This window comes from Enterobacter sp. 50588862, assembly GCF_001462935.1.
In the GTDB taxonomy this organism is placed as follows: Bacteria; Pseudomonadota; Gammaproteobacteria; order Enterobacterales; family Enterobacteriaceae; genus Enterobacter; species Enterobacter bugandensis.
Genome location: NZ_LNHM01000025.1, coordinates 1 through 23,935, shown reverse-complemented (window position 1 = coordinate 23,935; position 23,935 = coordinate 1). Strand labels below are relative to the sequence as shown.

Here is a 23,935-nt window from a genome sequence, read left to right as displayed (position 1 = left end):
CTTAAAAATGGTGGATCGCCGCGTGGGGCGGGACGGTGAATTCAATGGTTTTGTGGTCGAGCGGCTTGTGCGTCGGGTCAGCCAGGATGATCGTTACCTTGTGCTTGCCGGCGGGCAGCCCCACAAGGATCACCGGCTCGCCGCTGGCGTCAGCCCAGTGCCACGGCGCACCGTCCACCACCACGTGAATGTGCCCGATGCGCGGGGTCACCTTGAGCGCCTCGGGGCCGAATACCGGCTCGATGCGCAGGTTTTCGGCCCGGTACTGAATAAACACCGCGCCTTTGCTCAGCGGCCCGGCAAGCGGCGGATCGACGATCAGTTTTGCAGGCGGTTGCGGCTGCGCCAGCGGGGCAACGGCGGCGGGGCCGTTAACGTCCGCGGCGCTCAGGTTGTCCAGCGGCGTGGCCTGGCCATGCGTTACAGAGGCCAGGACGAGCAGGGGTAAAATTGCGTAACGACGAATCATGGTTCTCTCCTCATCAGTTCTGAATGACGACAGGGAAAGAAAACCATTTTTATGTATCGGAGATATTTGCCGGAGGGGGCGTTTTGTACCCGTTTGTCAGCGCGTCGCGCGGGATACAGTGCGATACAGTTTGCCTACCGGGATGGCGCACGATCGCTATCGCCAGCCCGGCAATCACCAGCGTTAACCCCGTCGACACTCCCATTGCACCCGCGATCCCCAGCGTTTTATTCAGCCACGCATAGGCAAACGGTGCGGCTGCGGCCATCAGCTGGCCCGGGATAAGCAGCATGCCCGTGCGGCGGGCATAGCTTTCCGTGCTAAACAGCTCCAGTGGCAGCGTGGCTTTTACTATGGTGACCAGCCCGTTGATGGCGCCGTAGCCCAGCACAAACCCGGCCGCGCACCACGCAAAGAGGGGGCTGCTCATCCCCAGAATAAAGCAGAGCGGCATGGCGAGGGCGGTGAAGAGCGTGAGTTTGAAGGGGGTTAAGCGGCCGCCTGCCAGCACCTCCAGCGAGCGCGCGCCCGTCTGGCCGATTCCCCACAGCATGCCGATGGCGACCGGCAGGCCAAAGTGGGCAATAAACTCCGGCAGATGGGTGGAGGTGCCGTTAGAGACAAAGGTGATAAGGGCGATGAAGGCCGCATAAAGCCAGGCGTTACGCCGCTCGTTGCGCAGGGGCGGCGCGATGGCCTTTGTGTTTTCCATCAGCCGCTGCCGGGGAAGCGTGCGGATCAGCACTGCGCTCAGCAGACCAAGCAGGGCATAAATGCGTAACGCGTCCTGCCAGCTCATGATGTGAAGCAGGCCATCGCCCAGCGGCCAGAAGACGGCGGAGGCCAGCCCGCCCATCAGCGTAATACGGGAGATCGTCCCGCGTGCCTGCTGGCCAAAAAGATTGACCAGCGCGGCGAACAGTGCGTCATACAGCGACAGACGCATCCCGATGCCGCACAGTAGCCAGGCGCCGTACCAGCCAGACAGCGTCCGGGTATACGCCATACCGGCGCAGCTTGCGGCAATCAGCAGCGTTCCGCCCATTACCACTTTCTGTCCGCCAAAGCGTGCCAGCAGACGGGCGACGAAAGGGGAGACCGCGGCCATCACCAGCATCGCCAGCGTCAGGCCGAGGTAAATCTGCGGCGCTGACCATCCCCGGTCGGCTGAAATGGCCCGCGCAAAGGTGCCGGGCAGATAAAACGAGATCCCCCAGTTGATAAGCTGATTACATCCAGCAGTAAGGGCAAGGCGACGAGGCAGGGCAGGTGTTTCCATTGTTTTTCATTCCGTTATGCAGTTGTCCTGAGCATAGCGAGCGCGGTATTGTGCTGGCAGGCCTGCAACCTTATGCGCTGTATAAGAGAAACTTTGAATGACGACGCTTAACCTTGGCTATCTCGCGACGTTCCGTCTGGTGATCCAGCGCGGCAGCTTTTCGGCGGCGGCGGATCTGCTGGGCATTTCCCAGCCTGCCGTTAGTCTGCAAATACGTCAGCTGGAGCAGTTTCTGCAAACGCGGCTGGTGGAGCGTACCGGGCGGGGCATTAAGGCCACGGCGGCAGGAGAGTCACTGCTGGTGCACGGAGAGCGCATTCAGCAGGTTGTGGACGAAACCCTGCGGTCCGTGAGTGCGTTCAGCCACGATGTCAGCGGTACCATTACCCTTGGCACGGGGGCGACGGCCTGTATCCATCTTCTGCCGCCCCTGCTGGAGCAGCTGCGCCGCGACTATCCGCTCCTGCGGGTGGGCGTAACAACGGGCAACACCCTCGACATCGTCAGGGCCATAGAAGAGAACCGTCTCGATATGGGGCTGGTGACGCTGCCGGTCAGCGGCAGAGCGCTGGACGTTATGCCGGTGATGGACGAGGAGTTTGTTTTTATCGCGTCGCGGGAACAGCAGGATGCTTTCAGGGAGTTAACCCCGGAGGCGCTCCATGCCCAGCCGCTGATCGCCTTTGAGTCTGGCAGCGGTACCCGGGCGCTCATTGATGGCTGGTTTGCGGCCAATGGGTTAGCGATCGCGCCGGTGATGCAGCTTGGCAGCATTGAGGCGATTAAGCGTATGGTTCGGGTGGGGCTCGGCTACAGTATCGTTCCGCGAATGGCGGTTGAGCATGACGCTGACCGTGAAGGGCTCTGCGTCATGTCGCTCACGCCCGTGCTGCAGCGCCAGCTCGCCATCGTGATGCGGCAGGACAAGATCCTCAGCAAAGGGATCGCGGGGATTATTCGGCTGGTGCAAAACCCATCGCAGGGCTAGCGGCCAGCGGCGTCGACGTTCAGGCTGGACTGCTGCGACTGGATTTTGTCCTGATGGTGATACCAGGCGCCGATGGAAGAGTAAACGAAGCGGCCAAAGAAAAACAGAAAGCTGATGAGCAGTATAATGCGGGTCATCCGGGTGTTAAAACGGTGTCGTTTGCGCATACGCGTGGCCTGACTCACTCTTCTTTTTCCTGGGCATACCCTTCTGGGCGACGGGGATATTAAGGCACAGCGGAAAGAGAGGGTCAATTCCGTCATGTGTAAATAACCGTCAACGTTTACATTAATTATTGTTATTGAAATTAATATTTGCATTTACCATATTGATAATATGAAGAAAATTATTTCAAAAAAACGCTGCGCAAAGCTTATTTGCGTAAAATAGTTTGATTTATGTCAACGGATTTCCGGCCCTGATATTTAAAATCCCTCCTCCATACCGTTCGCCCCGCACGTCGCCGGGCGGCGCCAGGTCAGGTTGGATGCCTGTCATTATTTTCCTTCTGGAGAAAAAGGGGCTTAACCGGGCATCTATGAACATTTTTGCTTTCCTGAAAAAGAATAAACACCGCTGGTGGGTATTGCCGCTTATTTTACCGGTGGTTTTACTTCCCGTACTGAGCGTGGCGAATACGTTCACGCACCTGGGCGACGGGATAGCGGCACTTTATTATTTACCGCTCTCGTTTTTGCTTTCGCTGATGATGTTTTTTGGTCTGGAAGCCCTTCCCGGGATCGTGTTGTCGCTGTTTATCCGCTATTACCCGTCGGTCGGGATGTTTGAAACCGTCGCCGGCGTGCTCCATTTTATTGTCCCTATAGTGCTTAGCTGGGGCGGCTACCGGGTCTTTGCGCCCAGACGCAATATGACGGCGTACGGCGACGTACGGCTGATGGCGCAGCGCATCTTCTGGCAGGCCTTCTGCCCCGCGACGCTGTTTCTGCTGTTGTTCCAGTTTGCGGTGTATTTGGGCGTGTATGAGAGTCGCCAGAGCCTGGCAGGGCTTAACCCCCTCAACATTCGCACGCTGATCAACTATCAGGCCTTGCTGGTCAGCGGTCTGACGGGCGTGCCGTTAAGTTATCTGCTGATCCGCCTGATTCGTCATCCGCGCTATCTCAAAAGCCTCATCTCGCAGATCCGTACCCAGATAGACAAAAAGGTGACGCGCGCTGAGTTTCTGATTTGGGCCATTGCGCTTGCCGGGCTGCTTTCGCTCCTGCTGCTGCCGATGAATGAAAACAGTTCGATTTTCACCACTAACTACACCCTGTCGCTGCTGATGCCGGTGATGCTCTGGGGAGCGATGCGCTTTGGCTATAAGCTGATTTCGCTTATCTGGATCCCGATACTGCTGGTGTCTATTCACTATTTTTACCGCTATATCCCCGTGAACCAGGGGTACGACATTCAGCTGGCAATCACCTCTTCCAGCTATCTGGTCTTCTCGTTTGTGGTGATTTACATGTCGATGCTGGCGACCCGGCAGCGGGCGGTGAACAAACGCTCCCGCAGGCTGGCGCTGCTCGACCCGGTTCTGCATATGCCTAACCTGCGGGCGCTTTCGCGAGATCTGGCAAAAAATCCGTGGTCGGCGCTCTGTTTACTCCGCGTTCCGGAGCTTGAAATTCTGGGCCGTAACTATGGCGTGTTACTGCGCATTCAGTACAAACAGCAGCTGGCGCAATGGGTTAACGGCACGCTCCAGCCCAATGAGCAGGTCTATCACCTGACGGGCTGTGACATGGCGGTTCGCCTTAACGCCGAATCGCACCAGCAGCGGATTGAAACCCTGGACGAGCACATCAAGCAGTTCCGCTTTGTCTGGGACGGCATGCCGCTGCAGCCGCAGGTGGGGGTGAGCTACTGCTATGTGCGTTCGCCGGTTAACCACCTCTATCTGGTGCTGGGTGAGCTGGGGGTGGTGGCCGATCTGTCGCTCTCCTCTAACCACCCGGAAAATCTTCAGCAGCGCGGCGCCGTCCATCTGCAGCGCAGCCTGAAGGATAAAGTCGCGGTGATGTGTCGCCTGCAGCGTGCGCTGGATAACAACGCATTCACGCTGCTCGTTCAGCCCGTACGCGGCCTGCGTGGCGATAGGTATCATGAGGTCTTGCTGCGGATGACTGATGCAAACGGGCTGTTGATCTCCCCTGAACAATTCCTGCCGATAGCCCAGGAGTTTGGCCTCTCTTCGCGGGTGGATTTGTGGGTGCTGGAGCATACGCTGCGCTTCCTCGCCGCGCATCGCGAACGGCTGCCCGGCCAGCGCTTTGCCATTAATCTGGCCCCTTCAACGGTGTGTCGGGTGCAGTTCCCGCTTGAGGTGAGTCGCCTGCTGGCGAAATATGCCATTGAGCCGTGGCAGCTGATCTTTGAAGTGACGGAGTGCAGCACCTTCTGCAACGCGGAGCAGGGGCTCCACATCCTGCGGCAGCTGCAGAAAATGGGGGTACGCATTGCGATCGATGATTTTGGTACCGGCTATGCGAGCTATGCGCGGCTGAAAAGCGTGGATGCGGACATTCTCAAAATCGACGGCGATTTCATCCGCAATATCGTCAACAACAGTCTGGATTACCAGATTGTGGCCTCTATCTGTCATCTGGCGCGCATGAAGAAGATGCTGGTGGTGGCGGAATATGTCGAGACCGAAGAGATACGTAGCGCGGTGCACGCGCTAGGCATTGATTATGTGCAGGGCTATCTGATTGGCAGACCGGCACCGCTTGAGTCACTGCTGGAAGCAGAGGCGTCCACGGCGGACGCCTGAGCCGTTACGCGGCGACGTCGGCGCTATCTTCCTCGATTTTGAGCATCCAGCCGGTGACCGCTTCCCAGTACTGCTGCTCTTTTTCCAGGTCCAGCAGGACCAGCGCGTTCTGGCTGAACCAGTCGTGCGGGAAGCTCAGCGTCCAGTGGTGATCGTCGGTTTTCAGCTTCAGCGTTGGCGGTGTGGTGGTGGCCTGACGCTGATTGTTCAGCAGCACGCCCAGGCGCAGCAGCTGAATAAGCGGCAGGAACTGCTTTTTCTTAAACAGCGTGAAGCGCGGCAGATCGTCGAGCTTGATGGCTTTACGGTGATAGCGCACCAGGGTCGCCATCATGGTTTGCTGCTCCTGGTTGAAGCCGGGCAGATCGCTGTTTTGCAGAATATACGCTGAATGGCGGTGCATCCCGCTGTGGTTGATGTTCAGCCCCACCTCGTGCAGCATCGCGGCCCATTTCAGCAGCGCGGCAAGCTGCGGGTGCGCCAGCTTGGGGTTCTGCTCCTGCCACTGCTCGTACATTTGCACCGTGGTTTCCAGCACGCGCTTCGCCTGCTCGCGGTCGATGTTGTACTGGTTGGCCAGACTCTGTGCGGTGCGGCTGCGAATGTCCTGATGGCGGAAGCGGCCCTCCATCTCATACAGCACCCCCTCACGCAGCGCGCCGTCGGAAAGGCGCAGCTCTTTAATCGCCAGGGCGTCAAACACGCCGCAGAGAATAGCCAGGCCCGGCACGAAGACTGCCTTACGCTCGTCGGAAAGCCCCGGCAGGCTTAGGGCGTCAAAACTTTTATGCTTCAGCACCTCTTCGGTCAGCAGGGTCAGGCGTTCAGGCGTAATAAAACCGTCTTTTTCACCCATCGCCAGCAGCACTTCATGCGCCGCCTTGATGGTGCCCGACGCGCCCAGCGCCACGTTCCAGCCCTGAATGCGGTACTGCCAGGCCAGATTCTCCAGCTTCTGGATCGCAGCCATTTTCGCCCGCTGGAAGTTTTCACGGGTAATGGTGCCGCCGGGGAAGTACATTTGCGCGAAGCTGACGCAGCCCATGCGACGGCTTTCCACCAGGCGCGGCTCAAAGTCTTCGCCGATCACCAGCTCCGTAGAACCACCGCCGATGTCGATCACCAGCTTGCGCCCTTTTTCCGGCTGGGTATGTTCAACGCCCATGAAAATCAGACGCGCCTCCTCGTTACCGGAGATGATCTCAATCGGGTAGGGGATCACTTTTTCGGCCCGCTTGAGGAACTCCGGCGCGTTCAGCGCCTGGCGCAGCGTGTGAGTGCCCACGATACAAACGCTGGAGGGCGAGAAGCCCTGCAGGCGTTCGGCAAACAGCGACAGGCAGTTTAAACCGCGCTCCATCGCCTCTTCGCTGAGCATGCTGCGCTCATCAAGCCCATCCGCCAGGTGTACGCGCTGCTTCAGACGACCGATGATCTGCAGCGCGCCATCAACCTCACGGGCGATGACCATGTGAAAACTGTTAGAGCCAAGATCGACCGCGGCGTATTCCTGCGGGCGTGGGGTCTTATCATTTATCGGCATAGGTTAATCGGGTTGCTCGAGTGATTTGATATAGTCGTAAATCGCCAGCTGTGACCGCACTTTACGGCGGTTGCCGCGCGGTACGTAGCGGTTACTGAGTTCTTTGTCGATATAGCGCGCCTTCACCGTATCGCTGAACAGGATCTCGATAATGTCGAGGATACGCTGTTTCAGACGCGGATCCAGCAGCGGCGTCGCGACTTCAATTCGATAGTCAATATTGCGCGTCATCCAGTCTGCCGAAGAGAGATAAACCTGTTTATCGCCCGCATTATCGAAAATATAGACCCGATCGTGCTCCAGGTAGCGGTCAACGATGCTGATAACGCGAATATTGTCGCTGATGCCTTCCAGTTCCGGAATAAGCGAGCACATGCCGCGGATCAGCAGGTTAACCGGCACGCCGGAGCTGGACGCCGCGTACAGCCTGTCCACCAGCCCTTTATCGACCAGGTTGTTAAGCTTCAGCGTGATGCCGGACGACAGCCCATTCTGGGCATTGGCAATCTCTTTATCGATCATATCGTACAGCAGACGGCGCGAGTTCTGCGGTGAGACCAGCAGATAGTCGAAGCTGACCGGGCGGTACGGGTTTTCGATGAAGTTAAACACCCGGCGCACTTCGTTGGTAATGCGGGCGTCAGCGGTTAAGAGCGAGTAGTCGGTATAAATCCGCGCGGTTTTTTCGTTAAAGTTCCCGGTGCCGATGTGGGCATAGCGCACCACGTCATCACCCTCTTTACGCGAGATCAGGAACAGCTTGGCGTGAATTTTCAGACCCGGCGCGGAGAAGATCACGTGCACGCCCGCTTCCGTCAGGCGGCGCGCCCAGTGAATGTTCGCCTCTTCGTCGAAGCGCGCCTGCAGCTCAACCACCACGGTGACTTTTTTGCCGTTGTGTGCCGCGTGGATCATCGCATCGATGATGCGGGAATCTTTTGCCACGCGGTAGATGTTGATTTTGATCGCCAGCACGTTCGGATCGAACGAGGCCTGACGCAGCAGCTCCAGCACGTGTTCAAAGGTGTGGTACGGGTAGTAGAGCAGCACGTCGCGCTCGCGGATGGCGTCGAATCCGTTGCGGAACTTATCGAACCAGATATGACGCAGGCGCGGCAGCGGTTTGTTCACCAGATTGGCTTTGCCAACGTTCGGGAAGCCAATGAAGTCTTTAAAGTTGTGGTAACGGCCACCCGGCACGATGGAGTCATAGCGCGAAATGGTCAGCTTCTCGCGCAGCATCTCCACCATGGCGTCCGGCATGTCGCGCTGATAGACAAAGCGCACCGGCTCGGCCGTCAGGCGCTGTTTCAGGCTGGAGGACATCAGCTCCATCAGGCTGGCTTCCATCTCGTGCACCAGGTCATATTCGGCGTCACGGGTCATCTTCATCGAGTAGGCGTTTAACGCATCGTAATCGAAGAAGCCTTTGAAAATGTCGTCCAGACAGTAGCGCAGGATGTTATCCAGCAGGATCATCGGCTTGCGTCTGCGCGGGGTTTCCGGCGGCAGGTTCACAAAGCGCGGCACCTTGTCGGACGGGATCTCCAGCAGGGCATAACGGATGGATTCACCGCGAATAATTTCCACCGCCAGGTAGGTGTAGTCATCCTTCAGGAACTGCACCAGATCGGTTTCGCGGTTGATGAGAATCGGGGTAATGTGCTGGCGCAGGTACTGTTTAAAGTAGTGGCGCAGCCAGTTTTGTTGGTTAACGGAAAGCTGACGTTCGTTAATCAGGAAGATTTGATTGCGCGCCATCTCCAGCAGCAGTTCGTTATACAGGCCGTCAAATTCCTGATCGGCTTTCAGCACGCGGGACTGGATTTTGCCCAGCAGATGCCGCGAGTGCGAGTTTAAGCCCTGTTCTTCGCTGATGATGATGCGTCTTTTCAGCTCGGCAAAGCGAACCTTGTAGAACTCATCCAGGTTGTTGGAATAAATGCCTAAAAAACGCATGCGTTCGATCAGCGGGTTACTTTTGTCTGCCGCTTCCTGGAGTACACGTTCGTTAAATGCTAACCAGCTTAGCTCTTTCTCGATATATAACTTTTCCTGACCCATTACAGCTCACACTCCAGTTCAATCACAGGACGTGGTAAATCCGTCTCGTCCTTATTATGGCGAGCATTTCCACGATATGTCCAACAGTGCCAGAAAAGTATGACAGTTATTTTTTTTGTTGGGGAATTTAGCGGGTTGGGGGAGGGAATATCGGGTAAGCGAAGCGCCACCCGACATAGCAAACTACTCTTCGGCCGCATAACCCTGCGGGGGCAACTTCTCGCCGTCCAGCCAGGCTGCGCCGTCGCGCATCTCCAGACGCCCGTCGACAAACCAGCTTACCACCAGCGGGTAAATGGCGTGCTCCTGCGTCTGCACGCGTTCGGTCACGTCGTCTTCGTTGTCGCCGTCAAAGACCGGGACTTTCGCCTGCAGGATCACCGGGCCACCGTCCAGCTCGTCGGTCACGAAATGGACTGAGGTACCGTGCTCCTCGTCACCGTTTTCCAGCACCTGACGATGGGTATGCAGGCCGGGATATTTTGGCAACAGGGAAGGGTGAATATTCAGCAGTCGACCGGCGTAGTGTTCGACGAAGGCCGGGCTCAGAATGCGCATATAGCCCGCCAGCACCACGAGGTCGGGCGCGTAGGCGTCAATCTCCTGCACCAGCTCGCGGTCAAAGGCTTCACGTCCGGCGAACTGGCTGGCTTCCAGCGCGTGAGCGGGAATGTTCGCTTCCCGCGCGCGCTCAAGGCCGAACGCATCGGCCTTGTTGCTGAAAACTGCCCGAATGGTGCCATTGATTTTCTTCTGCTTGCAGGCGTCTATGATGGCCTGCAAATTGCTTCCGTTACCGGAAATGAGCACCACGATGTTTTTCATTCAATGACCACACGCTGTTCGGAATCGGAGGCTTTAATCGTACCGATTTTCCACGCGTTTTCACCTTTCTCGGTCAGCAGCTTAACCGCTTTATCCGCTTCGCTTGCCGGCAGGGCGATAACCATGCCCACGCCGCAGTTAAAGGTACGGTACATTTCGTGAGAGCTCACGTTGCCTGCATTCTGCAGCCAGTTAAAGACGGCTGGCCACTGCCATGAGGATTCGTCGATCACCGCCTGGGTGTTGTCAGGCAGCACGCGCGGGATGTTTTCCCAGAAGCCGCCGCCGGTCAGGTGAGCAATAGCGTGAACGTCAACGTTCTCGATAAGCTCCAGTACGTTTTTCACATAGATGCGGGTTGGGGCCAGCAGGTGGTCAGCCAGCGGTTTGCCGTCCAGCTCGGTGGTCAGCGGATCGCAGCCGCTTACTTCGAGGATTTTACGCACCAGAGAGTAGCCGTTAGAGTGCGGGCCGCTGGAGGCCAGCGCGATCAGCACATCGCCATCGGCCACTTTGCTGCCGTCGATAATTTCTGATTTTTCTACTACGCCGACGCAGAAGCCCGCGACGTCATAATCTTCGCCGTGGTACATGCCCGGCATTTCAGCGGTTTCACCGCCCACCAGCGCACAGCCGGACTGCAGACAGCCTTCGGCGATACCGTTAATGACGCTGGCTGCGGTATCCACATCCAGTTTGCCGGTCGCGTAGTAATCGAGGAAGAACAGCGGCTCTGCGCCCTGAACCACCAGGTCGTTCACACACATCGCAACCAGATCGATACCGATCGTGTCGTGACGTTTTAAATCCATCGCCAGGCGCAGCTTGGTGCCTACGCCGTCAGTACCCGAGACCAGAACAGGTTCACGATATTTTTGCGGCAGCGCGCACAGTGCGCCGAATCCACCCAGACCACCCATCACTTCCGGGCGGCGGGTTTTCTTCACCACACCTTTGATTCGGTCAACCAGCGCATTACCTGCGTCAATATCAACACCGGCATCTTTGTAGCTGAGAGAAGTTTTGTTGGTCACGGCTTAAATCCCCACGCGATTGCATAGCTAGTAAGAAAAATCGGCGCAATTCTAACAGTCCAGGCAAACGTTTGCGAGCCTATTCTGGACGTGGGGATCTTTTTTTCTGTATAGCCCGCAAATGCAGCCAAACTTGACTCCGTTCACGAAAATGAAACCGGTTTCGGCGATCTGCTTGCAACGAATATCCCCTTTGCACATCATCGAACTGAAACCGGTTTCTGTAATTGTTTTTGCAGAAAATAACGCAGAATGAGGGAAAGCGAATGTCAGGATTCAAAGCAGATTTTCTGTGGGGTGGGGCCGTTGCAGCTCACCAGCTTGAGGGCGGCTGGAAAGAGGGCGGTAAGGGCGTAAGCGTTGCCGACGTCATGACCGCGGGCGCCCACGGCGTGCCGCGTGAAATCACCAACGGCGTGCTGGAGGGGAAAAACTACCCTAACCATGAGGCTATCGATTTCTACCACCGTTATAAAGAAGACATCAAACTCTTTGCCGAGATGGGGTTCAAATGCTTCCGTACCTCTATCGCCTGGACGCGTATCTTCCCGAAAGGCGACGAGCTGGAGCCGAACGAGGCGGGCCTCAAATTCTATGACGATCTGTTCGACGAATGCCTGAAGTACGGCATCGAACCTGTTATCACGCTTTCCCACTTTGAGATGCCGTTTCACCTGGTGACGGAATACGGCGGCTGGCGCAACCGTAAGCTGATCGACTTCTTCGTGCGTTTTGCAAAGGTCGTTTTTGAGCGTTACCAGCACAAGGTGAAGTACTGGATGACTTTTAACGAGATCAACAACCAGGCCAACTTCCACGAAGACTTTGCGCCATTTACCAACTCCGGGCTGAAGTACGCGCCGGGTGAAGACCGCGAGCCGGTGATGTTCCAGGCGGCGCACTACGAGCTGGTGGCCAGCGCCCTGGCGGTGAAGGCGGGGCGCGAGATTAACCCGTCGCTGCAGATCGGCTGCATGATTGCCATGTGCCCCATCTACCCGCTGACCTGTGCGCCGGACGACATGATGATGGCGATGAACGCCATGCACCGTCGCTACTGGTTTACCGACGTTCACGTGCGCGGCAAATATCCGCAGCATCTGCTCAACTACTTCGAGCGTCGCGGCTTCGCGCTGGATATCACCGAAGAAGATAAAGCCGCGCTGAAACAGGGTTGCGTGGATTACATCGGGTTCAGCTACTACATGTCTTTCGCCACCAAAGCGACGGCAGATAACCCGGCGCTGGACTACGACGAAAGCAAGAGCCTGGTCTCCAACCCGTACGTGCAGAAATCCGACTGGGGCTGGCAGATTGATCCGGTCGGGCTGCGCTACTCCCTGAACTGGTTCTGGGATCACTATCAGCTGCCTCTGTTTATCGTTGAGAACGGCTTTGGCGCGATCGACGTGCAGGAGAGCGACGGCACGGTGAATGACCAGTACCGCATCGATTACCTTTCCGCACACATCCGCGAGATGAAAAAAGCAGTGGTGGAAGACGGCGTGGATCTGATGGGCTATACCCCGTGGGGCTGTATCGACCTGGTGTCTGCCGGAACGGGCGAAATGAAAAAACGCTACGGCTTTATCTTTGTCGATAAAGATAACGAAGGTAACGGCACCCTGAACCGCAGCAAGAAGAAATCGTTCGACTGGTATAAGCAGGTGATTGCGAGCAACGGCGATAACCTCTAATTGTCGGGTGGCGCTAACGCTTACCCGACCTACAATACACGTAGGCCCGCGTAAGCGCAGCGCCACCGGGCAAGACCCCGCACCCAAGCCGGAGCCCAGCCTCCGGTTTTTTTGTTTTTGATTGATGTACGTCAAGCAAGTTGGGTATGGCGCAATCCGTAAAAAGCGGTATAATCCCGCGATTTTTTTGCGGATGCCACCTCAGAGGAGAAAGAGAATGAAGATTGTGGAAGTGAAACACCCACTCGTTAAACACAAGTTGGGCCTGATGCGTGAGCATGACATCAGCACGAAGCGTTTTCGCGAACTGGCTTCTGAAGTGGGCAGCCTGCTGACCTACGAAGCAACCTCCGATCTGGAAACGGAAAAAGTGACCATCGAAGGCTGGAACGGCCCGGTGCAGGTTGAGCAGATCAAAGGTAAGAAAATTACCGTGGTGCCTATCCTGCGTGCCGGTCTTGGCATGATGGAAGGCGTGCTGGAGCACGTACCGAGCGCGCGCATCAGCGTGGTCGGTATCTACCGTAACGAAGAGACGCTTGAGCCGGTCCCTTACTTCCAGAAGCTGGTCTCTAACATCGACGAGCGTATGGCGCTGGTGGTTGACCCAATGCTGGCGACCGGCGGTTCAATGATCGCCACCATCGATCTGCTGAAAAAAGCGGGCTGCAGCACCATTAAGGTGCTGGTTCTGGTTGCTGCTCCGGAAGGGATCGCGGCGCTGGAAAAAGCGCACCCGGACGTTGAGCTGTACACCGCCTCTATCGACCAGGGGCTGAACGAGCACGGGTACATCATCCCGGGGCTCGGCGATGCCGGCGATAAGATCTTTGGTACGAAATAATCGAATAACGATAAATAAGCCGACTTTGATAGTCGGCTTTTTTTTGAATAAAACACCAACAACGATACTACTCAGAGGAAAACACTATGACGCGCCGTGCTATCGGGGTGAGTGAAAGACCGCCGCTTTTACAGACGATCCCGCTTAGTTTGCAGCACCTGTTCGCTATGTTTGGCGCAACCGTGCTGGTGCCAATCCTGTTTCACATTAACCCGGCTACCGTGCTGCTGTTCAACGGCATCGGGACGCTGCTGTACCTCTTTATCTGTAAAGGCAAAATCCCGGCGTATCTGGGGTCGAGCTTTGCTTTTATCTCGCCGGTGTTATTGCTGCTGCCGCTGGGGTATGAAGTGGCGCTGGGCGGCTTTATCATGTGCGGCGTGCTGTTCTGCCTGGTCTCCTTCATCGTGAAGAAAGCCGGTACCGGCTGGCTGGACGTGATGTTCCCGCCTGCGGCGATGGGCGCCATCGTTGCCGTTATCGGCCTGGAGCTGGCGGGCGTGGCGGCGAATATGGCCGGCCTGCTGCCTGCGGACGGCCAGTCACCGGACTCCAAAACCATTATCATCTCACTGGTGACGCTGGGCGTGACGGTATTTGGCTCCGTGCTGTTCCGCGGTTTTATGGCGATTATCCCGATCCTGATTGGCGTGCTGGCGGGCTACGCGCTCTCCTTCGTCATGGGCGTTGTGGATACCACCCCGATTGCCGAGGCGCACTGGTTCGCGCTGCCAACTTTCTACACCCCACGCTTTGAATGGTTCGCCATTTTCACCATTCTGCCTGCCGCGCTGGTGGTAATTGCGGAGCACGTTGGCCACCTGGTGGTGACGGCGAACATCGTGAAGCGCGACCTGATCCGCGACCCGGGTCTGCACCGCTCCATGTTTGCCAACGGTTTCTCCACCATCATCTCCGGTTTCTTCGGCTCCACGCCAAACACCACTTACGGTGAAAACATCGGCGTGATGGCGATTACCCGCGTCTACAGTACCTGGGTTATCGGCGGCGCGGCGATCATCGCCATTCTGCTCTCCTGCGTGGGCAAGCTGGCGGCAGCGATCCAGATTATCCCGGTCCCGGTAATGGGCGGCGTTTCCCTGCTGCTGTACGGGGTGATCGGTGCCTCCGGTATTCGCGTGCTGATTGAATCCAAAGTGGATTACAGCAAGGCGCAAAACCTGATCCTGACCTCCGTTATCCTGATCATCGGCGTGAGCGGCGCGAAGGTGCACATCGGTGCGGCCGAGCTGAAGGGCATGGCGCTGGCGACCATCGTGGGCGTGGGCCTGAGCCTGATTTTCAAGCTGATCTCGGTGATCCGCCCGGAAGAGGTGGTGCTGGACGCTGACGAAAGCGAAAAAGCCCCACACTGATCCTTTAACTGGGCGAAGGATCGCCCGGTTCTCTCCTGGCGGGTTCCGTGTTAAACTCATCGCCGATTTTATGTAAGATCTCTGGTTGAGGTATTTCTGAACGGACCGGCACAGCTCTCTCTGCCACTCTATCTCCCTGACGACGAAACTTTTGCGAGTTTCTGGCCGGGTGATAACCCCTCTTTACTGGCTGCACTGCAAAACGTGCTGCGCCAGGATCACAGCGGATACATCTATATCTGGTCACGCGAAGGCGCGGGGCGCAGTCACCTGCTGCATGCAGCCTGTGCCGAGCTTTCGGCGCGCGGCGATGCGGTCGGCTACGTGCCGCTGGATAAACGTACCTGGTTTGTGCCTGAAGTGCTTGAGGGCATGGAACATCTCTCGCTGGTCTGCATCGATAATATCGAATGCGTGGCGGGGGACGAGCCGTGGGAAATGGCGATCTTTAACCTCTACAACCGCATTCTGGAGTCGGGCAAAACCCGGCTGCTGATCACCGGCGATCGTCCGCCGCGCCAGCTTAATCTTGGGCTGCCGGATCTGGCGTCTCGTCTGGACTGGGGACAAATCTACAAGCTCCAGCCGCTGTCAGATGAAGATAAGCTGCAGGCGTTACAGCTGCGAGCAAAGCAGCGCGGCTTTGAGCTGCCGGAAGACGTGGGCCGTTTCCTGCTCAAGCGTCTGGACCGTGAGATGCGCACCCTGTTTGATACGCTCGATCAGCTCGATCGCGCCTCCATTACCGCCCAGCGCAAGCTGACCATTCCGTTTGTGAAAGATATTCTTAAGCTGTAGTTATGCCGGGTGGCGGCTGCGCCTTACCCGGCCTACATATGGCGCCCGTTGGCCCGGTAAGCGCAGCGCCACCGGGCTAAAGATCCCCCAGCAAGTGCTCCACCAGCAGCGGAATCGGCCTTCCCGACGCCACGCTCCTGCCGTTCTCGCGCCACAGCGCCGTGCCGCTGATGTCCAGATGCGCCCACGGGATCGTCTGCGGGCAAAAATGGTGCAGCAGCCACGCCGCCGACGCGCTGATTGCCGCGTTGTTTGTCGGGGTGTTGCACAGATCGGCAATCGCGCTGTCGGTCTGCTTTTTCAGCCGCGCATCCAGCGGCAGGGACCACACTTCGTCACCGCTCCGTTTTCCCGCCTGCGTCAGCGCGGCGCGCAGCGGCTCGTCCTGCGTCATTAATCCACTCAACTCATACCCCAGCGCTTTCACCACCGCACCGGTTAAGGTCGCCATATCAATGATATAGCGCGCCTGCGGATTGCGCTGGCTGGCCCAGGCGATGGCATCCGCCAGCACCAGTCGGCCTTCGGCATCGGTGTTGTTGATTTCAACCGTCATGCCGTTGCAGGCCGTTGCTACCGAGCCGGGCTGCATGGCGTCCGGGCCGATGGCGTTTTCCGCCAGCGCCAGCACGCCCATGATGCGTACGGGCAGCGCCAGCTCTGCTACGGTCAGCATCAGCCCCAGCACGTTGGCCGCACCGCACATGTCGTATTTCATGGTGTACATGCCTGCGCCTTCCTTCAGCCACAGGCCGCCGGTATCGAAGGTAATGCCTTTACCTACGTAGCAGCGCACCGGGCCGTCAGATACGCCGTCGTAATGAATAGCCAGCAGACGTGGCGGGCAGGTCGCCCCTTTGCCGACGGCGTTCAGCAGCCCAAGACCCTGCTCAACAATAGCCTTTTCGTTCAGCACCTCGCAGTGCAGGGCAGGGTAGGCGGCACACAGTTTTTGCGCCTCTTCGACCATAAACTGCGGCGTACAGCGATCGGACGGTATATCCGCCAGGCGACGCGCTGCGACCATGCCGTGAGCGATGGCCTGCTGCTGGCGGAAAATTGTTTCCAGCTTTGCCTGCTGTTCCGGCAGGCAGAGGGCGGTGATGTGCTTAATACGAACGCACTCACTGGTTTTTTTCAGCTGTAAATCGCTCAGCCTGTGCGCCTGATTAAAGAGAAAACGCATCACCTGCGCCAGCACCACCTCGTCGATATCCGTCACGTCCAGCACGATATCTGCGCTGACGGGAGAGGCAAACAGCGGTCGCAGGGCGGCAAGCAGGCCTTCAGTGAGCGCGTCATGCCAGAGCGCATCCGGCAGCAGGGTGATGCGCGCAAAGGGCGCGCAGCCAAAGCGGGTGTCCGCGATGCCGTCAGAGTCACGCATTTCCGCAACAAGCGCGGTTTGCGGCAACTGCGCACAGGAGACGCGGGCGATTAAATGGCTTCGCGGCTTCGCGTCAGAAAGCGCGGTGATAAACTGATACGCGATCATCATGGCTCCTCAATCGGTGCGCGGATCCGCGCGGCGTAGGCCTGCATCCACTCTTCGTCCACGGCGTGATAGTGCGTTTTCTCCCGCAGGCGCTCGGTACGAAAAACGGTGAGGGGCTGACGGGCCGTCGCCACCACAAACGAGAAGGTTTTGATGTTAGTGGCGGCGCCAAATTCGCCCCTGTTGTTCATGCACACCACGGAGAGATCGCCCACGCGACCGAAGCGCGACATCAGCTTGTCTTCCAGCTCGAACACCACGGAGTCTGCCGCCTGCTGCGGCGTCATACCCTGCGCCATGCGACGAACGATTTCGTAGCTCGTGCAGCCTTTCATCAGATCTTCACCGACGCCCGTAGCGGTGGCCGCGCCGGTTTCGCTGTCGCAGTAAAAGCCGGAGCCGATAATCGGCGAATCCCCGATGCGGCCGCGTTTTTTCATAAACAGGCCGCTGGTGGAGGTGGCAACGCTCATCGACCCCTGCTTATCGAGGCCGATAATGCCGACGGTGTCGTGTCCGTCGTACGGGCTTAAGCCTTTATCCAGCGTCTCGCGGCAGCGTTTGCGGTAGTGCTGCATAGCCCGTTCGGTGAGCATGCTTTTGTCGGCAAAGCCCTGACTTAGCGCCCATTCACGCGCGCCCTGGCCGACCAGCAGGCTGTTGTAGCGCTGGCGGCTGAGCGCGTGCGCCACGCGCACCGGGTTGGCGATATCCACCAGGTTCCCCACGGCACCGAACGCCAGCGTGTCGCCGTCCATGAATGCCGCGTCCAGCTCGACTTCGCCGTTTTCGGTCGGCAGCCCGCCGTAGCCGACGGATTTATAAAACGGAAAGTCTTCGACGGCGGCGACGGCATCAACCACCGCCGTAGCGACCGGTTTTCCCGCCGCCAGGGCAGACGCAGATTCCGTTACCCCTTCAAGCGCCATTCGCCAGGTTGCGATAATTCCCCACATGCTTTACTCCTGTTTTGCAAGGGTGGTGTCGGTTTGCGTAACGGTGGCAATTTCCGCCGCGCGGTACTGTTTGTCCACGATACGCATGAAAGGCAGGTACAGCATGGCGCCAATCAGCAGGTTGATCAGCTGCATCACGCTGCCGCTCAGGTGTCCGGTGACGATAAAACCGCTGGTCACCGGCGGCAGCGTCCAGGGGATAAACACCCCGGTGGTGACGGCGACCGCGCCAATCTTCATCGCCGCATACTGCACGGTGACCAGCACCAGCGGCACCAGGTTGAACGGAATAAGCATGATCGGGTTCATGATCACCGGCAGGCCAAACAGAATCGGCTCGTTGATGTTAAACACTGACGCCCCGGCGCCGAGGCGCGCCACTTCGCGCATGTTTTTACTGCGGGCGAAAATCAGCATCGCAATCACCAGCGACAGCGTAGCACCCGCGCCGCCCATCCAGATCATGTCAAAAAACTGTTCCGTGATAATGTGCGGCGGCGTCGTCCCCGCCTGGATAGCGGCGATGTTGTCGGTCTGGTTCTCCATCCACAGCGGACGAATGATGCCGTTAATCATCGAGCCGGAGTTAATGCCCACTGACCAGAGAATGGTGATGCTAAAGACGGTCATCAGCGCACCGAAATAGGAGGTGCCGTAGTGGCGCACCGGGGTAGCAACCACTTCATAAATAAACTGGTGGATGGTGTTGTAGTGAGTGTTTTCGAAAACGATGCGGATACCCAGCACCAGAATCATCACCAGCAGGGCGGGGATCAGCGCCGCGAACGACTCCTGCACCGCAGGAGGCACGCCGTCCGGCATTTTAATGACCAGATTTTTGCGCTTCAGCCAGCAGAACAGCTCCGTCCAGAGCAGCGAGCCGATCATCGCCACGAACAATCCTTTGCTGCCAATCCACTCCACCGGCATCACGGTAATCCCGCCGTTTTCCGCCACCTTAATAAACGGCGTCAGGATCAGAAACGCGACCAGCGCCAGAATGCCGCAGGAGATGCGGTCCTCGCCGTAGTGTTCCGCCAGGCGGAAGGCGACCAGAAAGCTGATGAACAGCGACATGGTGGAGAACACCGCGTTGAATGGAATTTCAATAATCGCGCTCCAGCTCTCACCAAAGGCCTGAGACATAAACTGCTGATAGGCTTGGTTAGGGAAGGAGGAGATAACCAGCAGAATGGAGCCGACGATAATAAACGGCATGAATGACACGTAGGCACCGCGAATGGCCCCGAGATGACGCTGCTGGGCCGTTTTCGCCGCCAGGGGCATCAGTTTTGCTTCAAGAAATCCCAGAACATTGTTCATTGTGAACTCCGTACAAGATTGAGGGGTGTTGTTTATGTTATGTCTGTGGATTATCAGTGAAGCGCGGCGAGCGAAAGGTGAAACCGGTCACAAAGCAATCGCCTGTGTTATATAAATCTCACATGATTAGTTAACGGAATTGTTGCGATGGAAATTAAACTTCACGCCAATGCGACCACCACGCCGCGCATCCGCCGCTATCTGCAACAGTCAGATAAAAGCGACAGAGAGCTTGCCGTTGAGCTGGGGATCTCGGTCACGACCGTCAGGCGCTGGCGCAACCGCGACCAGGTTTCGGATAACCACACCACGCCAAAAGTGATACACAAAGCGTTGAGACAGGAGCAGGTGGCGCTGGTGAATGCGCTGCGCGACATCTCAGGGGCGCCGTTAGATGAACTGCTGCAGATGGTTAACGACGTGCTGGGGATCCGCGTTTCAAGGGCAACGCTGAATCGCTATCTCAAACCGGCCTCCGCGAAGCTAAAAGGGGGGCCGTTGCAGGGAATAAAAGCGCTGAAGGCTGGCATGCGGCCGCATACGCTGATGCTCCATCATCTGCCTTTATCCCTGCACATGGACGATGGGGGTGAACAACACCTGCTCTGGGCGCACGAACCAGTGAGCGGCTGGTGTTATGCCCGGCTCTATGCGGGACTGTCGCCCCAGTTGCTCAGTACCTGGACGCGGGCACTGCTTGATGACTGTCCGGCTGATATACAATCTATTGAGACTTTTGGTTTTGAGCTGACGGATGCTGCAAAAGATGTGGCTGTAAAAACGCATCCCCAAAAACACAACGCGCTTCAGGTAGCGGTGCCATTAGGCGATGTTATTCCTCGCGTGAATGATGAACCGGCGGGAGAGGTATTGATCGCGCTGTGCGAGTTTTATAACCGGGGCAAAACGCAGAAAAAGCTGGGAGAGAGTACGCCGCAGGCGTTTCTGGAAGCGCTGCGGCGTAAGGACTAGAGGATGTCGAGCACATCTTCCGGCGGACGGCCAATGCGCGCCTTGCCGTTCGCCACCACAATCGGGCGCTCAATCAGCTTTGGATTGTCGACCATCGCCTGTACCAGCTCAGCCTCGGTGAGGCGGCTGTCATCCAGATTAAGCGATTTATACAGATCCTCTTTCTGACGCATCAGTTCGCGCGCGCTGCCCATCCCCAGCATGTGCAGCAGCTCGCGGATCGTCTGCGCGTCCGGCGGCGTTTCCAGATACAGCACCACTTCCGGGTCGATGCCGTTAGATTTCAGCAGGCTGAGGGTGTCGCGGCTCTTGGAGCAGCGAGGGTTATGGTAAATTTGTACCGCGTCTGTCATGACTTCTCCTTTATTACATCTTCTCGTACGGCTTAAAGCGTTGTTGCAGGCCGCGCAGCTGGTCGATACGCGCGTCGTAGCGGGCCTGCTGCAGGCTGCCGAGCTTCACCTGCGAGCTGGCGCTGCTGAGCAGGGAAATAGCCTGATCGAGACGGCCCGCCAGCGCCAGCCCTTCAGCACGCGCCGCCAGTTCCTGATCGCGGTTACCCAGTTGCCCCTGCGCCTGAGCGAGCAGCTCCCAGCCGTTCTGGTCGTCTTTATTGTTAAACGTGTAGCGGTTCAGAATGGTTACGGCCTGCGCAGGCTGACCGCCCTGCAAGTAAGCGTTCGCCAGGTTAAGCTGCAGCACCGGGTTGGTCCGTATGTCTTTCGCCCCTTTCAGGCGGTTAATCGCATCAGTGGCTTTCTTCTGCCCCAGATCGATATCCGTCGAGAGATCGAGATACCACGGATTGTTCGGGTCGGCTGCCAGCAGCGGCTGCAGCGCTTTACGCGCCTCGTCGTATTTACTGGCTTCCATCGCCTGTAGCGCCTGACCATACTGCGCGGCATTTTTTTCCCGCACGTTTCCTTTCGCCAGGGTATCCAGCAGATCGCTGGTGAGCTGGTTACGTCCGGAGTTGTACATGCCGAGCGTTCTTACTTTCGCCATGTAGAAGTCCTGCGAAGACTGCACGACCACCGGGCGCATCTGGTTGGCACGGTTGCGTGCGTCCGAGAGACGGCTTTCCGGCAGCGGGTGGGTGAGCAAAATTTCCGGCGGACGGGAAGAATACCGTGCCTGGTCGAGCAGTTTTTCCAGGAAGCTCGGCATGGCCTGCGGGTCAAAGCCGGAGCGCTGTAAAACCTGAATGCCGATGCGGTCAGCTTCCTGCTCGTTTTGCTGGGTGAAGCTGATCATCCCCTGACGCGTTCCCGCAAGCGTACCGGTCAGGGCCGCCATCCCGGCCTGCGGGCTGGCCATTGCCAGCAGAATAGAGCCCAGTGCGCCCACCCAGGTGAGCGGGGCGTTACGTTTCTGGTCTTCCATTGCACGCGCGAGGTGGCGCTGGGTAACGTGCGAAATTTCGTGCGCCATTACCGAAGCCAGCTGGCTTTCGTTGTCTGAGTAACGGAATAACGCCGAATGCAGCACCACGTTTCCGCCGAAGAAGGCGAAGGCGTTGATTTCGTCGTTATTAATCAAATAGAAGTGGAAGGGCGTTTTTACCGAATCGGCGTGCGCCACCAGGCGCATCCCCAGCCCGTTAATGTACTGCACCAGCAAAGGGTCGTTGATCAGCGGGGCGCTGCCGCGCAGCTGGCGCACATAGTAATCACCCATCTGCATCTCTTGCCCGATAGAGAGCGTGCTTCCTGCCGTGGTGCCCATGTCCGGCAATGAATCGGACGAGTCAGCGAAAGCGGGCAACACCTGACCGACCGTCACTGCGGCAATCAGTGTTGCAACCAGTGTTTTTCTCAACTGCCTGAACATAACCACTGTCCTGTATGTTGGAGGTGCTAATTTGACCGATGAACCGGCATATCGTTCATCTCTGCTGCCCTGCGAGTGTAGCCGTGTTACCGCATGAAGAAAATCCCATTCATCAGGCTTTTGCGGATTGTGACAGGGATACAAAAAGCGAAAGTCTTTTTTGTGACAGTTAGATACAATTCACCGTCTCACTCCCGCCATTCGATTCAGGGAAGGGTTGTATGCTCGAAATGTTAATGCAGTGGTATCGGCGTCGGTTCAGTGACCCGGAAGCCATTGCTTTGCTGGTTATTCTGGTTGCCGGGTTCGGTATTCTGTTCTTCTTCAGCGGCCTGCTCGCCCCTCTGCTGGTGGCGATTGTGCTCGCGTACCTGCTGGAGTGGCCAACGGCGCGCCTGGAACATATCGGCTGTTCGCGCCGCTGGGCAACGAGTATCGTGCTGGTGCTGTTTGTCGGCATTCTGCTGCTGATGGCATTTGTGGTGATGCCGGTTGCCTGGCAGCAGGGGATCTACCTGATCCGCGATATGCCCGGCATGTTGAACAAGCTGTCTGATTTCGCCGCCACGCTGCCGCGTCGTTACCCCGCGCTGATGGATGCGGGGATCATAGATGCGATGGCCGAAAACATGCGCGCCCGCATCATGACGATGGGCGATTCGGTGGTGAAATACTCTCTGGCCTCGCTGGTGGGGCTGCTGACGCTGGCCGTCTATCTTGTGCTCGTGCCGCTAATGGTGTTCTTCCTGGTCAAGGACAAAGAGCAGATGCTGAACGCGGTACGCCGCGTGCTGCCGCGCAATCGCGGGCTGGCCGGGCAGGTCTGGCAGGAGATGAACCAGCAGATCACCAACTACATTCGCGGCAAGGTGCTGGAGATGATCGTGGTGGGCGTGGCGACCTGGATTGGCTTCCTGATTTTCGGCCTGAACTACTCGCTGCTGCTGGCGGTGCTGGTCGGATTTTCGGTTCTGATCCCGTATATCGGCGCGTTTGTGGTAACCATTCCGGTGGTGGGCGTTGCGCTGTTCCAGTTTGGGCTGGGTACCGAGTTCTGGAGCTGCTTCGCGGTATACCTGATTATTCAGGGGCTGGACGGTAACCTGCTGGTGCCGGTGCTGTTCTCCGAGGCCGTGAACCTGCATCCGCTGGTGATTATCCTGTCGGTGGTGATTTTCGGCGGGCTGTGGGGGTTCTGGGGCGTGTTCTTTGCCATTCCACTGGCGACGCTGATTAAAGCGGTGGTGCACGCGTGGCCGGATGTGCCTGCGGTGGAAGAGAAGTAGTTTTTGTGCGGCCTGATGCCCTCACCCCGACCCTCTCCCACGGGGCTGAGGGATCCCCACAAAATAATACCAGCACGGACGACCCCCTCTCCCTTGAGGGTGTACAGTCCGGGGACATGGTAGACAGGTGTTCGGGGACATCGTGAACACTTTTTAACATCCTTTACCCATGGTGATCGACTTTTTCTTCAGGTCGATCACCCCCACTTTCGTGCTGTACCACCACACTTCATAGCAGCCGTCATCCTGCGTCTCCCTCAGCCCGACCCGTTCTCCCCTGAACGCCTTGCCTGCGCTCAGACTGACACCCTGTATGCTCAGCTTTCCGCTGACATCCACTTTCCTGACCTTCACCCCTTCATCGTATTCAGGTGGCG

General features: G+C 57.6%; 20 protein-coding genes and 1 pseudogene. 8 read left to right on the top strand and 13 right to left on the bottom strand.

The window, feature by feature from the left end:
- Position 1: 1 nt before the first annotated feature.
- Positions 2-469, bottom strand: a complete 468-nt coding sequence (locus APT89_RS11695; protein WP_060572421.1) for a DUF6130 family protein — start codon at positions 467-469, stop codon at positions 2-4.
- Between the two features lie 49 nt (positions 470-518).
- Positions 519-1,748 (bottom strand): MFS transporter, encoded by a 1,230-nt coding sequence (locus APT89_RS11690; RefSeq protein ID WP_060572419.1) that lies wholly within the window; start codon positions 1,746-1,748, stop codon positions 519-521.
- Between the two features lie 97 nt (positions 1,749-1,845).
- Here APT89_RS11690 and APT89_RS11685 point away from each other — a divergent pair, with 97 nt between their 5' ends.
- The gene (locus APT89_RS11685) at positions 1,846-2,736 is read left to right on the top strand and encodes a LysR family transcriptional regulator (protein WP_045631007.1); all 891 of its coding nucleotides are present in this window, start codon (positions 1,846-1,848) and stop codon (positions 2,734-2,736) included.
- On the opposite strand, the gene APT89_RS11680 is transcribed toward APT89_RS11685, so the two are convergent.
- On the bottom strand, positions 2,733-2,921 hold the full coding sequence (locus tag APT89_RS11680; protein ID WP_060572417.1) for a YfgG family protein: 189 nt from the start codon (positions 2,919-2,921) through the stop codon (positions 2,733-2,735). The two genes, APT89_RS11685 and APT89_RS11680, sit on opposite strands and share 4 nt — an antisense overlap.
- Positions 2,922-3,274: 353 nt before the next feature.
- Here APT89_RS11680 and APT89_RS11675 point away from each other — a divergent pair, with 353 nt between their 5' ends.
- Entirely contained in the window at positions 3,275-5,515 is a 2,241-nt protein-coding gene (locus tag APT89_RS11675; RefSeq protein WP_060572555.1) for an EAL domain-containing protein, read from the top strand.
- Between the two features lie 4 nt (positions 5,516-5,519).
- Here the strand turns inward: APT89_RS11675 and ppx are convergent, their stop codons facing one another.
- The 4 genes from ppx to purM all read right to left on the bottom strand — a co-directional run bounded on the left by ppx (position 5,520) and on the right by purM (position 10,981).
- Positions 5,520-7,058 carry an exopolyphosphatase gene (gene ppx, locus APT89_RS11670; RefSeq protein ID WP_028014034.1) on the bottom strand — a complete coding sequence of 513 codons (1,539 nt, stop codon included), beginning with the start codon at positions 7,056-7,058 and terminating at the stop codon, positions 5,520-5,522.
- Between the two features lie 3 nt (positions 7,059-7,061).
- On the bottom strand, positions 7,062-9,122 hold the full coding sequence (ppk1, locus tag APT89_RS11665; RefSeq protein ID WP_041908755.1) for a polyphosphate kinase 1: 2,061 nt from the start codon (positions 9,120-9,122) through the stop codon (positions 7,062-7,064).
- 183 nt (positions 9,123-9,305) lie between these two features.
- Entirely contained in the window at positions 9,306-9,947 is a 642-nt protein-coding gene (gene purN, locus APT89_RS11660) for a phosphoribosylglycinamide formyltransferase (protein WP_041908757.1), read from the bottom strand.
- Complete coding sequence (purM, locus tag APT89_RS11655; RefSeq protein ID WP_041908759.1) at positions 9,944-10,981, bottom strand: phosphoribosylformylglycinamidine cyclo-ligase; 1,038 nt, start codon at positions 10,979-10,981, stop codon at positions 9,944-9,946. Before purM ends, purN begins: the two co-directional genes overlap by 4 nt.
- 266 nt (positions 10,982-11,247) lie before the next feature.
- On the opposite strand from purM, the gene APT89_RS11650 reads away from it, so the two are divergent.
- The 4 genes from APT89_RS11650 to APT89_RS11635 all read left to right on the top strand — a co-directional run bounded on the left by APT89_RS11650 (position 11,248) and on the right by APT89_RS11635 (position 15,696).
- Positions 11,248-12,678 (top strand): 6-phospho-beta-glucosidase, encoded by a 1,431-nt coding sequence (locus APT89_RS11650; RefSeq protein ID WP_041908761.1) that lies wholly within the window; start codon positions 11,248-11,250, stop codon positions 12,676-12,678.
- A gap of 217 nt (positions 12,679-12,895) precedes the next feature.
- Positions 12,896-13,522 (top strand): uracil phosphoribosyltransferase, encoded by a 627-nt coding sequence (gene upp / locus APT89_RS11645; RefSeq protein ID WP_041908762.1) that lies wholly within the window; start codon positions 12,896-12,898, stop codon positions 13,520-13,522.
- 86 nt (positions 13,523-13,608) lie between these two features.
- Positions 13,609-14,898 carry a uracil permease gene (uraA, locus tag APT89_RS11640; RefSeq protein WP_017692944.1) on the top strand — a complete coding sequence of 430 codons (1,290 nt, stop codon included), beginning with the start codon at positions 13,609-13,611 and terminating at the stop codon, positions 14,896-14,898.
- Between the two features lie 96 nt (positions 14,899-14,994).
- Positions 14,995-15,696, top strand: a complete 702-nt coding sequence (locus APT89_RS11635; RefSeq protein ID WP_211438414.1) for a DnaA inactivator Hda — start codon at positions 14,995-14,997, stop codon at positions 15,694-15,696.
- A 76-nt stretch (positions 15,697-15,772) separates the two neighbouring features.
- Here APT89_RS11635 and APT89_RS11630 read toward each other — a convergent pair whose 3' ends face one another.
- From APT89_RS11630 to celB, 3 genes are read right to left on the bottom strand one after another with little or no spacing between them, the layout of a single operon-like run.
- Entirely contained in the window at positions 15,773-17,191 is a 1,419-nt protein-coding gene (locus tag APT89_RS11630; protein WP_060572415.1) for a leucyl aminopeptidase family protein, read from the bottom strand.
- Positions 17,191-18,147, bottom strand: coding sequence for a N(4)-(beta-N-acetylglucosaminyl)-L-asparaginase (locus APT89_RS11625; RefSeq protein WP_060572413.1), 957 nt, complete (start codon positions 18,145-18,147; stop codon positions 17,191-17,193). The genes APT89_RS11630 and APT89_RS11625 overlap by 1 nt, the downstream gene beginning before the upstream one ends.
- Positions 18,148-18,150: 3 nt before the next feature.
- Positions 18,151-19,470 carry a PTS cellobiose transporter subunit IIC gene (celB, locus tag APT89_RS11620; RefSeq protein ID WP_060572411.1) on the bottom strand — a complete coding sequence of 440 codons (1,320 nt, stop codon included), beginning with the start codon at positions 19,468-19,470 and terminating at the stop codon, positions 18,151-18,153.
- 147 nt (positions 19,471-19,617) lie between these two features.
- On the opposite strand from celB, the gene APT89_RS11615 reads away from it, so the two are divergent.
- The gene (locus APT89_RS11615) at positions 19,618-20,442 is read left to right on the top strand and encodes a hypothetical protein (protein ID WP_060572409.1); all 825 of its coding nucleotides are present in this window, start codon (positions 19,618-19,620) and stop codon (positions 20,440-20,442) included.
- Here APT89_RS11615 and arsC read toward each other — a convergent pair.
- Both arsC and bepA read right to left on the bottom strand, forming a co-directional pair.
- A complete protein-coding gene (gene arsC, locus APT89_RS11610; RefSeq protein WP_060572407.1) occupies positions 20,439-20,795 on the bottom strand; it encodes an arsenate reductase (glutaredoxin) in 357 nt (118 codons plus the stop codon). The two genes, APT89_RS11615 and arsC, sit on opposite strands and share 4 nt — an antisense overlap.
- 13 nt (positions 20,796-20,808) lie before the next feature.
- Positions 20,809-22,272: a beta-barrel assembly-enhancing protease gene (gene bepA / locus APT89_RS11605; protein WP_041908772.1), complete on the bottom strand. Its 1,464-nt coding sequence runs from the start codon at positions 22,270-22,272 to the stop codon at positions 20,809-20,811.
- A 221-nt stretch (positions 22,273-22,493) separates the two neighbouring features.
- Between bepA and APT89_RS11600 the strand changes: the two genes are divergently transcribed.
- On the top strand, positions 22,494-23,558 hold the full coding sequence (locus tag APT89_RS11600) for an AI-2E family transporter (protein ID WP_028014023.1): 1,065 nt from the start codon (positions 22,494-22,496) through the stop codon (positions 23,556-23,558).
- A gap of 153 nt (positions 23,559-23,711) precedes the next feature.
- On the opposite strand, the pseudogene APT89_RS11595 reads toward APT89_RS11600, so the two are convergent.
- A pseudogene (locus tag APT89_RS11595) lies at positions 23,712-23,935 on the bottom strand (IS481 family transposase); the annotation flags it as partial.

Excerpts from the sequence above, each read along its gene's own strand:
- ppk1 (WP_041908755.1), bottom strand. The coding sequence starts at position 9,122 with ATGGGTCAGGAAAAGTTATATATCGAGAAAGAGCTAAGCTGGTTAGCA.
- APT89_RS11615 (WP_060572409.1), top strand. The coding sequence starts at position 19,618 with ATGGAAATTAAACTTCACGCCAATGCGACCACCACGCCGCGCATCCGC.
- bepA (WP_041908772.1), bottom strand. The coding sequence starts at position 22,272 with ATGTTCAGGCAGTTGAGAAAAACACTGGTTGCAACACTGATTGCCGCA.
- APT89_RS11650 (WP_041908761.1), top strand. The coding sequence starts at position 11,248 with ATGTCAGGATTCAAAGCAGATTTTCTGTGGGGTGGGGCCGTTGCAGCT.
- arsC (WP_060572407.1), bottom strand. The coding sequence starts at position 20,795 with ATGACAGACGCGGTACAAATTTACCATAACCCTCGCTGCTCCAAGAGC.
- celB (WP_060572411.1), bottom strand. The coding sequence starts at position 19,470 with ATGAACAATGTTCTGGGATTTCTTGAAGCAAAACTGATGCCCCTGGCG.
- uraA (WP_017692944.1), top strand. The coding sequence starts at position 13,609 with ATGACGCGCCGTGCTATCGGGGTGAGTGAAAGACCGCCGCTTTTACAG.
- APT89_RS11695 (WP_060572421.1), bottom strand. The coding sequence starts at position 469 with ATGATTCGTCGTTACGCAATTTTACCCCTGCTCGTCCTGGCCTCTGTA.
- APT89_RS11675 (WP_060572555.1), top strand. The coding sequence starts at position 3,275 with ATGAACATTTTTGCTTTCCTGAAAAAGAATAAACACCGCTGGTGGGTA.
- ppx (WP_028014034.1), bottom strand. The coding sequence starts at position 7,058 with ATGCCGATAAATGATAAGACCCCACGCCCGCAGGAATACGCCGCGGTC.
- APT89_RS11690 (WP_060572419.1), bottom strand. The coding sequence starts at position 1,748 with ATGGAAACACCTGCCCTGCCTCGTCGCCTTGCCCTTACTGCTGGATGT.
- APT89_RS11625 (WP_060572413.1), bottom strand. The coding sequence starts at position 18,147 with ATGTGGGGAATTATCGCAACCTGGCGAATGGCGCTTGAAGGGGTAACG.
- APT89_RS11600 (WP_028014023.1), top strand. The coding sequence starts at position 22,494 with ATGCTCGAAATGTTAATGCAGTGGTATCGGCGTCGGTTCAGTGACCCG.
- APT89_RS11630 (WP_060572415.1), bottom strand. The coding sequence starts at position 17,191 with ATGATCGCGTATCAGTTTATCACCGCGCTTTCTGACGCGAAGCCGCGA.
- purN (WP_041908757.1), bottom strand. The coding sequence starts at position 9,947 with ATGAAAAACATCGTGGTGCTCATTTCCGGTAACGGAAGCAATTTGCAG.
- APT89_RS11685 (WP_045631007.1), top strand. The coding sequence starts at position 1,846 with ATGACGACGCTTAACCTTGGCTATCTCGCGACGTTCCGTCTGGTGATC.
- upp (WP_041908762.1), top strand. The coding sequence starts at position 12,896 with ATGAAGATTGTGGAAGTGAAACACCCACTCGTTAAACACAAGTTGGGC.